Source organism: Streptomyces sp. NPDC005408 (genome assembly GCF_040606445.1).
GTDB lineage: Bacteria > Actinomycetota > Actinomycetes > Streptomycetales > Streptomycetaceae > Streptomyces.
Genome location: NZ_JBEXEX010000013.1, coordinates 100,304 through 112,743, shown reverse-complemented (window position 1 = coordinate 112,743; position 12,440 = coordinate 100,304). Strand labels below are relative to the sequence as shown.

The following is a 12,440-nucleotide window of genomic DNA, read 5'->3' as shown; positions in this document are numbered from 1 at the left end:
AGCCCTCACTTGTTCTTGTCTTCGTCGAGGGTGTAGGTGCTGTCCCCCGGGCGCAGCGTGGTGGGGCTGGAGTTGCCGAGGAGGGCCAGGCGGACGTGTTCGGCGAAGGACTCGGCGTAGGCGAGGCGCTGGGCGTCCGTGGTGTTGAGGGCGAAGGTGATGGGCACGGCCTGGGTGAGTCCGCTGCCGCGGTCGTTCTTGTCGGGCTGGAGCGCGGTGATCCGGCCGACGTCGATGACTTTGGCGTTGGGCACGATGATGCGCGACTGGTCCGCCTCGCCCTCCTTCTTGCCGGCGAAGGTGGCGAAGATATTGACCAGGGAACCTGGCGTGATCTTTCCTGCCACACCGGTGGCCGCGTCGATCATGATGGCGATCTCCTGCTCACCATTGCCGACCGCGGGCTTCTTCACCATCATGTCGTCCTGCAGCAGCGAGCCTTTCTTGAGCTGCGTGACGGCGATCTTTCCCCTCACCACGGCGAGATCGGTGACGGCATTCTGCGACAGCCAGCGCTTGGGCATCGAAATCTTCTCGAACTGCCCGGGCTCCAGGGCCGTGTACGGTGCCACGTCGGTCTTGATCCGGTAAGCCGTCACCTCGGGCCCGACCTTGGAATTCACATCACTGATGACCGACAGGACACCGGCGAACACACCGAAGGCGCAGAGAACCGACAGGAGCAGAAGTATGACGCCACGGCGCTGACGTGAATTCATGGGCGGGAGAACCTCGTTCAGGAGCGTTGAGGGAGCGGACAGAGTCGGAACTGTGCACTTACCTGAGCTGCTGCGGCTGGGCCGGTGAGGTGGAGCCTCCGGGGGACGGCCCGAACGGCCGGTTACGAACCCTGATGCATCGGGGCCCCTTGGTTCAGGACACCAGTCGTGTGCGTTTGGTTCTCGGCATGGGCAAGCGGTGCCGAGCAGAAGCCGCAGCGATCACCTATGAGTTCAATTCCGCACCAGGTGCACACCTCTCGCCGTACGGATGAAACCAGCTGGTAGAGCACGGAGATATCGGGCAGATAGGCGGCGAATTCGATCAGTCTGGACGTGCCCCACCAGCGGGGGGAATCGGAAGGGAGCGCGGTTTCCTGGAGGCCCTGCACCTGCCAGGCGGGGGCGAGCGTCGAGCTCACCCACTCGCTCTGCAACTGCCCTTTTCCGACCAGCAGTTGCGTACCGAACTGGGGACCGGTGAGTTCGCCGGCGCCGATCTTGACCAGTTGAGGGTTCGGGTTGGCCAGCACAGCGAACTGGGAACCGGGGACCCACGATTTGGCATGGGACTTCAGGCTCACCGGAACGCGGTCCAGCCTGGTCACGGAGTTCAGCAGCGCGCCCGCGTAGATGTAGTGGGAGAGCAGACGGGCGGCGGAGGCCACGACGCCCGCGCTGAAGTCGCAGATCGACAACTGCCGTAGCTGGCGTACCAGTACGGCCACGCCCAGCGGCGGCAGATCCAGCTTCAGATAGGCGATCCGGTCGCTCTCCAGGACCGAGCGAACTGTGTGCAGCCGGCGCTCGTGGGCAACGGGAATGGTCGCGGGATAGAGCGCGATCACATAGCCGTGCTGCTCCAGCAGCACAGTCATGTCGGCGAGCGCGGCGTCCAGGGGCTGGGCGTCGGGCGAGTGGAGCAGTGCCGCGGTGGGCGTCTGGTGGTCGGTGGGCGGCAGCACCAGATCGGCGCTGGTGACAGCTATCGCGGTCGGCACGCTGGTTCCCCGTTCAGCCCCGGACGCCGGGGGCCCGGCGACCGCAGATACCTACTGCTCCGTGCTTCTGCCCCGCACTTTATCGGCGTCATACGAGGCAGAGAACACCTTTCAGATCTCTGGGCCACAACTCGCACACGCTCCGCACAGGCGAAAACGGGCGAAGGCGTCAGAGGTTAACTCTCGTTTCACGGGAGTGAATTCGCCAGGGCCCTGGACCGTTTTGGGCCCGTGTTGGGTCTCCGGGCCCACGCCAGCCCGGCGCACTCCTTCGTACGCTCCCCCCGATTCCTTGTACGAGAGGCATGGCCACCGAGGGGGACGGCGGATGAGGCGCACAAGAGGTCGCCGGGCGCGGAACCCGGCAGGCGACAGAGGCACCACCGCCGTTGAGTACATCGGAATGCTGGTTGTCCTGATCGCTGTCATCGCCGCGGTGACGACGCTGGGCGTGGGCCGGATGATCGGCGACAAGATCATCTGCGTGATCACCGGTGGATCCTGCAGCTCGGCCCCCGACCCCCAGGCCAAACCCAAAACCGACGCCGACTACGAACCCCCTCTCTGCCAGATCTCCTCCATCACCGACAAGGCCGGCGCCAAGGCCAAGGTCCTCTTCATCGAATGGGGCGAGGAGTACGGCTTCCAGCAGCAGACCTTCAAGGCCAACTCCGACGTCAACGGCGACGGCGCCGTCGACGACCGGGACCAGCGGGTCATGATGACCTTCACCGACGCGGCGTCCGTCGCCGCCAAGAAGGACTGGAAGCCCGGGGCCAAGGTCGGGAAGTTCGGCTCGGACAAGGTCGAGCTCGGGGCCGGGATCAAGGTCACCAATGGGGACACCTGGGTCTTCGAAAGCGAGGCGGACGCCGCGGCCTTCCGGGATGATCTCGAGTCCCTCAAGACGTACGAGCTCGCCAACCGGCACGCCAACTCCCAGGGCGGCGGGCTCGGCAGCAGCATCCTCTATTTCTTCGGCAAGGGGCCGATGGCCGAGGAGGAGAAGCTGCGCAAGCGCATCGAGGAGAAGCTCGGCAACCGCCACATCAGTTACGGCAAGGTCGCCCTCGAAACCTCCGCCGCCGGTGGGCTGAAGATTTCCGCCGGGGACGAGAAGAAGCTCAGCGGCACCCTCGGCGGATCGTTCAAGTTCACGCCCGAGGCGACCTGGACCGACAACGACTTCAACGGCACCAACTCGTACACGTACAGCGCGTCCGTCGAGTACGGGACCAAGGTCGGCTACGAGGCAGGTCCCCTCAGCGGGGAGGCGTCCGCGTCGACCACGCAGACCGGGACCATCACCGTCACGCACGACAAGAAGACCGGCAAGCTGGTGCGGATCGACATGACCCGGACCGTCGAGAAGGGCTCGACCAAGGACGGGGCCAAGGTCGGCGGCGACAACGGCAAGTCCGGGAAGGACAAGCGCGGCGGCAGCGCCGGGGCGAAGGGCGGCGATCCGGCCACCGGGATCGAGGTGGTCACCAACTCGCTCAGCTTCCCGCCGGGAGCCGATGGCGATGCCGGGCGGAAGGTCGCGCAGGACTGGCTGGACGGGAGCGGGCAGTACGGCGCGCCCTTCACCTATATGTTCAACGACCATGCTCCGACCCGGCGGCCGGGTGCCGACGACCCCTTCGGGCAGTTGCTCTTCGACGAGGGCCTGTCCAGCAAGACGACCTACACCGGGAAGACGGAGGCGGCGGAGTACGGCTTCGAGCTGAATCTGGGGCTGAGCCTTGGTTTCTCGGTCTCCACCGAGAAGAAGGAGGAGACCCTCAATGCCGCGGAGTTCCTGGGAGCACCCCATGGGAATGGTCGTAACTATGTGCCGTACAGCTACTGCGCGAACTGACCGGCCGACGGGCGAGGGAGGACATGCGATGAGAAGGAAGACGACCGGCTCCTGGCTGCTCGCAGGTGTCGCTCTGCTGGCCGCCGGATGCGGTACGGACACGGCCGGCCAGGCTCCCGAGGGGTGGGCGACCCTCCGCACGCCGGCCGTGACCGTCGCCCATCCGCCCGCCTTCGTACCGCAGAGCGATGCCCAGCGCAGCAAGCACAACGCGGCTGCTGCCACCCTCACCGCCGACGGCAAGGCGGTCGGAATGATCACCGTCCAGCTGGACTACACCGAGGCCGACTCCGCCGAGGAGGCCGCGATCGCCGCCGAGGCGGGCATCGCGCTCGGTTCGAAGCTCCAGGGGCAGCGGGAGATCCGGGTCGAGGGACCCAGGGGCGAGGAGGAGGCGCGCCGGGTCGACTTCGAGTTCACGCAGCAGGGGACGCGGATCAAGGGCGTGATCGTGGCCGGACTGGACGCGCGGGACAGGGCCTATGCCGTACGGATCGACGCGGCCGGCGGCCGGCTCGCTGACGGCGATCTGAAGAAGATCATTGCTTCGATCACGGTCATGAAGCGATGACGCGGTACGGCTACCAGAGGGCGCACCAGGAGCGGCGCGGTGCGGCGCTGTTCGCGCTCGTACGGGCCTGGGGGGCCGGTGCCGTCGTGCTCGTCTTCAGCGAGTATTTGCAGGCCACGGTCGTCTATGACCATCTGGCGACGGGCCCGCGCCTGGACACCTTCGGCGGCAGGCTGCTGCTGATCCATGTGCCGAACGCTCTGTGCATCGCGCTGGCCGCCTGGGCGGCGGCGCGGATCCACCGTGAGCCGTTCCGGGAGTCGGTGCCCGCGCATCTGACGGCCGCCTTCGCGGTGCCGGTCGTGGCACAGGCGCTCAACATGGCGGTGCAGTGGCGGGAGTTGGCCGCCGAGGGCGTGCTGCTGTCCAACGCGGTGCTGGTGGTGGGGTGTGTGGCGGGGTACGCCGCGGACCGGCTGCAGGACGAGGCCTGACTCCTCGACCCGCCCACCGGCCTGCGCAGGGGTGTGTGTATACGAATCGGTGCCACAGGTCTTGACAACCCGATTGGTCTGGACCAGTTTTACGCCCAGCGGTGGCCACCGTTCCTCAATCCCCTCCACACCCCCAACTCCCCCACCGGAGGCAGCAAGTGGACCGCACCACACGCTCTCGGAGACGACTCTCCCGAAGATGGCTCGGCGGAGTGCTCGCACTCGCTGCCGGAACCGGCCTCACCCTCGTGGGCATCACAGGCACCGCCCAGGCCGTCGACGTCAATGTCGCCAAGAACGCCGGCTTCGAGTCCGGGCTCGCCAACTGGACCTGTTCCGCCGGCAGCGGGACCAATGTCTCCTCGCCCGTCCACGGCGGCGCCTCCGCACTCAAGGGGACTCCCGCGGGGCAGGACAACGCCAAGTGCACGCAGACCGTGGCGGTGAAGCCCAACTCGACGTACACGCTCAGCGCGTGGGTGCAGGGCGGGTACACCTACCTTGGCGCGAGCGGCACCGGCACGACGGACGTGTCCACCTGGACGCCCGACTCAGCCGGCTGGAAGCAGCTGACCACCACGTTCACGACCGGCTCGAGCACGACCTCGGTGACGGTCTACACGCACGGCTGGTACGGGCAGGCCGCCTACTACGCCGACGATGTGAACGTCTTCGGCCCGGACGGTGGCGGTGGCGGTGACCCCTCGCCGACCGTGCCTGCCACCCCGGCCGGTGTCGCGGTGGGCTCCGTGACCTCGTCCTCCGTGGCGCTGTCCTGGAACGCGGTGACAGGCGCGACGGGTTACAACCTCTACCAGAACGGCAGCAAGGTGCAGTCGGTGACCGGTGCGTCGGCGACCGCGACCGGGCTGAGCGCCTCCACCTCGTACCAGTTCCAGGTGACCGCGACCAACGCGGCCGGTGAGTCCGCGAAGTCCGCCGCGGTGACCGGTACCACCTCGGCCTCCGGCGGCGGAGGGGGCGGCGGTACGGTGCCCAAGCACGCGGTGACCGGCTACTGGCAGAACTTCAACAACGGCGCCACGGTCCAGAAGATCAGCGACGTGCCCGCCAACTACGACATCATCGCGGTCTCCTTCGCCGACGCGACCGGCACACCGGGCGGTGTCACCTTCAACCTCGACTCGGCCGGGCTCGGCGGCTACACCGTCGACCAGTTCAAGGCCGACATCAAGGCCAAGCAGGCGGCAGGCAAGTCCGTGATCATCTCGATCGGCGGCCAGAACGGCACCGTCTCGATCAACGACTCGACCTCGGCCACGAACTTCGCCAACTCCGTCTACTCGATGATGCAGACGTACGGCTTCGACGGCGTCGACATCGACCTGGAGAACGGCCTCAACTCCACGTACATGGCGCAGGCGCTCAGGTCGCTCTCGTCGAAGGCGGGCTCCAAGCTCGTCATCACCATGGCGCCGCAGACCATCGACATGCAGTCGACGTCGAACGAGTACTTCAAGACGGCGCTCAACATCAAGGACATCCTGACCGTCGTCAACATGCAGTACTACAACAGTGGTTCGATGCTGGGCTGCGACGGCAAGGTCTACTCGCAGGGCTCGGTGGACTTCCTCACCGCGCTCGCCTGCATCCAGCTGGAGGGCGGTCTCGCCCCGGCCCAGGTCGGGCTCGGTCTGCCCGCATCGACCAGCGGCGCGGGCAGCGGCTATGTCTCGCCGACGATCGTGAACAACGCCCTCGACTGCCTCGCCCGGGGCACGAACTGCGGATCGTTCAAGCCGTCCAAGACGTACCCGTCGCTGCGCGGTGCGATGACCTGGTCCACCAACTGGGACGCGAAGTCGGGCAACGCCTGGTCGAACGCGGTCGGCCCGCACGTCCACGCTCTCCCGTAACCACTGCTCGCACGCCCTGAGACAGCAGCGCCACCGCCCCCACGGTGGCGCTGCTACGCGTTGTTGTACGTTGCGTCCGTGAACGCGATGGGGGACGACTCCGGTATCGGCCGCCGCACTCTGCTGCGCGGCTCGCTGGGTGTGCTGAGCCTGGTGGGCGCGGCGGGCCTGGTGGGTGCGTGCACTGCGCAGGAGAGCGGGCCGAAGAAACGGGCCACGGCCTGGACGTTCGACAAAGGCGTCTACGGCGAGCTCACGGTCGACGGCGGCACGGTCTATGCCGCGACCGTCGGACCCGATCTGCTGTACGCCCTGGACGCACGGACCGGCGACACCCGCTGGAGCACGAAGGGCGGCACGTCGAGGGGGACCGAACCCGACATGGTCGCGGTCGCGGGCGGCAGGGTCTTCCGCGTCAGCCAGGACGGCCTCGTCCACGCCTACCGCAGCAGCGACGGCAAGCGGCTGTGGCGTGCCGGGCCGCTCGTGGAAGAGGGTGAGCCCGACCGGCCGTTCGTGCTCGGCAGTGTGCTCTGCGTACAGCTGCGCGCGCGGAGCGACGAAGACGGCCAGGTGCTGGAGCAGGGTGCGCTGTGCGGGATCGACGCAGGCAGCGGCCGTGTCCTGTGGCGCACCGACATGTCCTGGCTCTTCACACCCGATCCGAAGCGGGGCGTCCTCTTCCGGAGCACGCCCGATGGCGTCGCCGCCTGCGATCCGGCGACGGGACGCGAACGCTGGCGGGTCCCGGGCGCCCGGGGTACCGAGGCCCCGGCCTTCGCGCTCGGGCCCGATACCGTCCATCTGGTCTCGGGCCCCATGGGCAGCACCCGTCTGTACGCATACGACGCGGACGGCGGCGCCCCGCGCTGGGACGTCCCGGCCCTGGACGGAACGATCACCGCGACCCCTGACGGCAAGGCGGTGTATCTGCACGACGGCCGCGGCCGTCTGCACGCACACGCCGCCGACGACGGCCGCCGGACCTGGACGGCGGCGACGGCGCAGTACGCGCGGGACCAGGTCGTTCCGTACGGCGACACGATCCTGCTCTCGTCCGGCGACAGTTACCACGGCGAGGACGGCAAACAGCTGGGGGAGGACCGCCCCGGCTATGTCCTCGCCCATTCGGCCCTGACCGGCAAACAGCTCTGGCGCCAGGACCGCGATCAGCCGTCCTGGACGCTGCCGGTCCCGGCCGGGCGGCTGGCCCTCGTCGGCCATGACACCGCCTGGTGGGCCTACGACATCGCCACCGGTGAACCCCGGTGGCGGCTCGCGTGCGACGGGGCGCTCGCGGACGACCCGGTGGTGCGGGACGGAATGCTGTACGGCCCGGACACCGAGGGCGTCCGGGCCGTACGCCTCTGACGGTGCCCCAGGTCAGAAGAACTCCGACCACGGCTGGTCGGCGATCTGCTTGATGCACAGCACCAGGAAGAGCAGTCCTGCGATCACCAGCATGGCGTTGCTCAGGATTCCGTTGCGCCATTCCCTCGGCGCACGGCTGGAGTTGAGCAGCCAGAGCAGGGTCAGCGCCAGGAACGGCATGAAGGCCGCGCCCAGCACTCCGTAGATGATCACGAGCCGGAACGGCTGGCCCTGGAAGAGCAGGATCATCGGCGGGAAGGTCAGCCACAGCAGATACGCCCGGAAGGGGCCCGACCTCTCGCGCTTGCCCGCGGCCACCGCCTCGCCACTGAGCTCGGTGTCCACGGCGCCCGCCCTGTCCCTGCGATAGCGCTCGACGAAGTCCGCGAACATCAGGCTGACGCCGTGCCAGACACCGATCAGCGAGGTGAACGACGTCGCGAAGAAGCCGACGAGGAAGAGCTTTGCGGTGGCCGAGCCGTAGCGGTCCGCCAGGATGTCGCTGAGCTGGACCAGACCCTTGTCGCCGCTCGCGATGGCGACGCCCGCCGAGTGCAGCATCTCGGCGCCGACGAACAGCATCGCGACGACGAAGATGCCGGTGGTGATGTACGCGACCCGGTTGTCGAGCCGCATCACCTTCATCCAGCTGGTGTTGGTCCAGCCCTTGGCGTTGACCCAATAGCCGTACGCGGCAAGGGTGATGGTGCCGCCGACGCCGCCGATCAGGCCGAGGGTGTTGAGGATCGAGTCCTTCTCGTCGGGCAGGACGGGCAGCAGTCCGGCGAACGCGTCGCCGAGGTTCGGGGTGACCCGTATCGCCAGATAGACGGTGACCACGAACATCACGCCGACGAGGACGGTCATGACCTTCTCGAAGACGTCGTACTTGTTGAACCAGACGAAGATCAGACCGACCACGCCGGTCAGCATCGCCCACCACTTGAGGCCCATGACGTCGGGGAAGAGGGCCTGGAGCGGGAGGCCGCTGGACGACATCGCGGCTGCGCCGTACACAAAGCCCCAGATGACGACGTAGACGACGAAGAACCACGTGGTCCAGCGGCCGAGGCTCGCCCAGCCGTCGAAGAGCGTACGGCCGGTGGACAGATGCCAGCGGCCCGCCGCCTCGGCGAGGGAGATCTTGACGACACAGCCGATGACGGCGGCCCACAGGAGGGTGTAGCCGAAGTTGCTGCCCGCGATGAGCGTCGCGACGAGGTCGCCGGCTCCGACGCCGGTCGCGGCGACGACGATTCCGGGGCCGATGTACTTCCAACTCGACTTGCGCGGGCGGTAGACGGACTCGTCCGTCGCGTTGCTCTCGGTGGTGCCTGCCATGAGCGTGGCCGCCTTCCGCTCGTCCCAGGATGTGACTGAGGTCACCGAGGCCACCAAAGCGGGGTCGGGGGAGATCGCGCAAGAGGGCCTGTGCGCCCAGCCCTTCGGTCACCGGGCGGGATTGCGGTCAAGCAGGTGACCGGACTACTGCATCCGCGTCACGTTCGGGACGCGCCGCCTTCATCGCCGCCGCGCGTCCGTCAACTGGGCGTACAAGATGAACGGTGCCCACGCCGCCCTCGCCGAGCCCGCGCTCCACCGCGTATGGCCGAAGCCTGCCCCTTGACCGGGTCATGCCAGAGCATCACCATGTGCGCACACCCGCACGACATGCGTCGCAACTGATCAACCCCCCACACTCCACACCCAGGAGACAGCATGCGACTTCGCATCCGCGGCAGAAGGTCCGCGGCACTGGCGGCCCTGCTGGCACTGGCACTTGCCGCACCGATCACCGCCAACGCCACCGCCACCGCATCGGCGCCACCCCCCGTCTCCACGGACGAGGACATCCGCCAGTACGAGATCGACATCCACGCCGACAAGGTCACGCGCACCGCGCTCGCCAGGACGGGCGTGACCATCGACGATTCCGACGGCCATGTGGTCGTCGTCTCCGCCGACCCGACGGAGGCCGCCAAGCTCAAGGCCCTCGGCTACAAACTGCGGGCGGTGGGCCAGGTTCCCGACCGCCGCGACGGGACGGCCGTCCGGCCGATGGACTTCCCGTCGGCCGACTCCAAGTACCACAACTACGCCGAGATGAGCACCGAGCTCGACCAGCGCATCGCGCAGTATCCGTCGATCATGAGCAAGCGCGTCATCGGCAAGTCGTACCAGGGCAAGGACATCGTCGCCATCAAGATCAGCGACAATGTGGGCACCGACGAGGCCGAGCCCGAAGTGCTCTTCACCCACCATCAGCACGCGCGCGAGCACCTCACGGTCGAGATGGCGCTCTATCTGGTGCGCGAGCTCGGCGCGGGCTACGGCAAGGACTCCCGGGTCACCAACGCCGTCAACGGCCGCGAGATCTGGATCGTGCCCGACCTCAACCCCGACGGCGGCGAGTACGACATCGCCACCGGCTCGTACCGCAGCTGGCGCAAGAACCGGCAGCCCAACTCCGGTTCCTCGTACGTCGGTACGGACCTCAACCGCAACTGGGCCTACAAGTGGGGCTGCTGCGGCGGCTCGTCCGGCAGCACGTCGTCCGACACCTACCGGGGCACGGCCGGCGAGTCCGCGCCCGAGGTGAAGGTCGTCGCCAACTTCGTACGCAGCCGGGTCGTCGGAGGCAAGCAGCAGATCAAGGCGGGCATCGACTTCCACACGTACAGCGAGCTGGTCCTCTGGCCGTACGGCTACACCTACAACGACACCGGCCCCGGCCTCACCCAGGACGACCGGGACGCGCACGCCGCCGTCGGCCAGAAGATGGCCGCGAGCAACGGCTACACGCCCGAGCAGTCGAGCGAGCTGTACATCACGGACGGCACGATCGACGACTGGCTGTGGGGCAACCAGAAGATCTTCAGCTACACGTTCGAGATGTATCCGTCCTCGGGCGGCGGCGGCTTCTACCCGCCCGACGAGGTGATCGAGCGCGAGACGAGCCGCAACAAGGACGCGGTACTCCAGCTGCTGGAGAACGCGGACTGCATGTACCGGTCGATCGGCAAGGAGCAGCAGTACTGCACGAGTTGATACGTGAGCGAAGGGGCGCCCGGAAATGTACCTCGGTACCGGGCGCCCCTTCCGCGTACGCGGGGCAGGGCCTAGACGGCCAGACTGATCGCCGCGGCGACCACGAAGCCCGCGACCGACAGCACCGACTCCAGGACCGTCCACGACTTCAGCGTGTCCCGCTCCGAAATCCCGAAGTACTTGGCCACGATCCAGAATCCGCCGTCGTTGACGTGCGACGCGAAGATCGAGCCGGCCGAGATCGCCATGATGACCAGAGCAAGGAAGGCCTGCGAGTGGTCGCCGTTCTCGACCAGCGGCAGCACGATGCCCGCCGTGGTGACGATCGCGACCGTCGCCGAACCCTGGGCCACACGCAGCACCAGCGAGATCAGATAGGCGAGCACGATGACCGGCAGACCGATGTCGTTGAAGGCGTCCGAGAGCGCCTGGGCGACACCGCTGGCCTTCAGTACGGCGCCGAAGACGCCGCCCGCGCCGACCACGAGCAGGATGTTGCCGACCGGCTTCAGCGAGGAAGTCGACACGGTCTCCAGGGACTTACGGGACCAGCCGCGGCGCAGGCCCAGCAGGTAGTACGCCATCAGCAGGGCGATCGTCAGGGCGACGAAGGGGCTGCCGAAGAACTCGATGACCGAGCGCAGGGTGGACGGGTCCAGCGCGATGGAGGAGAACGTCGCGGCGAGGATCAGGACCAGCGGCGTACCGATGATGGCGAGGACCGTGCCGAGGGAGACCGGGCGCTCCTGCGGGGTGCGTCCGGTGGCGGTCTGCTCGGCGACGACGGCGGCCTTCGCGTCCTCCGCGGCCTCCACCATGTCCTGCGGGACCTCGACGAACAGGCGCTTGCCGATCCAGGCGGCGTAGACCCAGGCGGCCAGGACCGCCGGGAGGCCGACGACGATGCCCATCAGGATGACCCAGCCGAGCGAGACATGGAGCAGACCGGCGGCGGCGACCGGGCCGGGGTGCGGCGGCAGGAAGGCGTGGGTCATCGACAGACCGGCCAGCAGGGGCATCGCGTAGAGGATGATCGACTTGCCGGAGCGCTTGGCGGCGGCGTACACGATCGGCGCGAGGACGAAGATGCCGACGTCGAAGAAGACGGGTATACCGAAGATCAGGCCGGTGAGGCCCATGGCGAGCGGGGCGCGCTTCTCGCCGAAGAGGTGCAGCAGCCGGGAGCTCAACACCTCGGCGCCGCCGGACACTTCGAGTATCGCGCCGAGCATGGTGCCCAGACCGATGATGATCGCCACGTGTCCGAGGATGCCGCCCATACCGGACTCGATGACCGAGACGGCGGCGGACTTCTGGACGGTGCCGAAGAGTTCGGTGACCGAGAGACCGGCGGCGAGGCCGACGGCTATGGAGACGGCGAGCAGCGCGACGAACGGCTGCAGCCTGACCTTGATGATCAGAAAGAGGAGGAGCGCGATACCGAGGGCGGCGACGGTCAGCAGCCCGGCGGTGCCGTCGATGAGGAGGAGCAGTCCGCCGGTGTGGGGCGGTGGTGGGGGTGGGGCGTCAGCGGCGATGTACATGGGGAGTCTCTCTG

General features: G+C 67.7%; 10 protein-coding genes. 6 read left to right on the top strand and 4 right to left on the bottom strand.

Annotated features, from left to right (window positions below; translation table 11 throughout):
- Positions 1 to 5: 5 nt before the first annotated feature.
- Both cpaB and ABZS64_RS15405 read right to left on the bottom strand, forming a co-directional pair.
- The gene (gene cpaB, locus ABZS64_RS15410; protein ID WP_355828654.1) at positions 6 to 719 is read right to left on the bottom strand and encodes a Flp pilus assembly protein CpaB; all 714 of its coding nucleotides are present in this window, start codon (positions 717 to 719) and stop codon (positions 6 to 8) included.
- Between the two features lie 122 nt (positions 720 to 841).
- On the bottom strand, positions 842 to 1,720 hold the full coding sequence (locus tag ABZS64_RS15405) for a hypothetical protein (RefSeq protein ID WP_355828652.1): 879 nt from the start codon (positions 1,718 to 1,720) through the stop codon (positions 842 to 844).
- Between the two features lie 403 nt (positions 1,721 to 2,123).
- Between ABZS64_RS15405 and ABZS64_RS15400 the strand changes: the two genes are divergently transcribed.
- From ABZS64_RS15400 to ABZS64_RS15380, 5 genes are all read left to right on the top strand, one after another.
- A complete protein-coding gene (locus tag ABZS64_RS15400; protein WP_355828649.1) occupies positions 2,124 to 3,581 on the top strand; it encodes a hypothetical protein in 1,458 nt (485 codons plus the stop codon).
- Between the two features lie 28 nt (positions 3,582 to 3,609).
- Complete coding sequence (locus tag ABZS64_RS15395; protein ID WP_355828646.1) at positions 3,610 to 4,152, top strand: hypothetical protein; 543 nt, start codon at positions 3,610 to 3,612, stop codon at positions 4,150 to 4,152.
- Positions 4,149 to 4,586 (top strand): hypothetical protein, encoded by a 438-nt coding sequence (locus ABZS64_RS15390; RefSeq protein ID WP_355828643.1) that lies wholly within the window; start codon positions 4,149 to 4,151, stop codon positions 4,584 to 4,586. The genes ABZS64_RS15395 and ABZS64_RS15390 overlap by 4 nt, the downstream gene beginning before the upstream one ends.
- 212 nt (positions 4,587 to 4,798) lie before the next feature.
- On the top strand, positions 4,799 to 6,463 hold the full coding sequence (locus ABZS64_RS15385) for a glycosyl hydrolase family 18 protein (RefSeq protein ID WP_355828640.1): 1,665 nt from the start codon (positions 4,799 to 4,801) through the stop codon (positions 6,461 to 6,463).
- 87 nt (positions 6,464 to 6,550) lie between these two features.
- Positions 6,551 to 7,834 carry a PQQ-binding-like beta-propeller repeat protein gene (locus ABZS64_RS15380; RefSeq protein ID WP_355828842.1) on the top strand — a complete coding sequence of 428 codons (1,284 nt, stop codon included), beginning with the start codon at positions 6,551 to 6,553 and terminating at the stop codon, positions 7,832 to 7,834.
- 12 nt (positions 7,835 to 7,846) lie between these two features.
- On the opposite strand, the gene ABZS64_RS15375 is transcribed toward ABZS64_RS15380, so the two are convergent.
- Entirely contained in the window at positions 7,847 to 9,175 is a 1,329-nt protein-coding gene (locus tag ABZS64_RS15375; RefSeq protein ID WP_355828839.1) for an Nramp family divalent metal transporter, read from the bottom strand.
- Positions 9,176 to 9,553: 378 nt separating this feature from the next.
- On the opposite strand from ABZS64_RS15375, the gene ABZS64_RS15370 reads away from it, so the two are divergent.
- On the top strand, positions 9,554 to 10,882 hold the full coding sequence (locus ABZS64_RS15370) for a M14 family metallopeptidase (protein WP_355828637.1): 1,329 nt from the start codon (positions 9,554 to 9,556) through the stop codon (positions 10,880 to 10,882).
- Positions 10,883 to 10,953: 71 nt separating this feature from the next.
- Here the strand turns inward: ABZS64_RS15370 and ABZS64_RS15365 are convergent, their stop codons facing one another.
- Entirely contained in the window at positions 10,954 to 12,426 is a 1,473-nt protein-coding gene (locus ABZS64_RS15365) for a gluconate:H+ symporter (RefSeq protein WP_355828634.1), read from the bottom strand.
- Between the last annotated feature and the right edge of the window lie 14 nt (positions 12,427 to 12,440).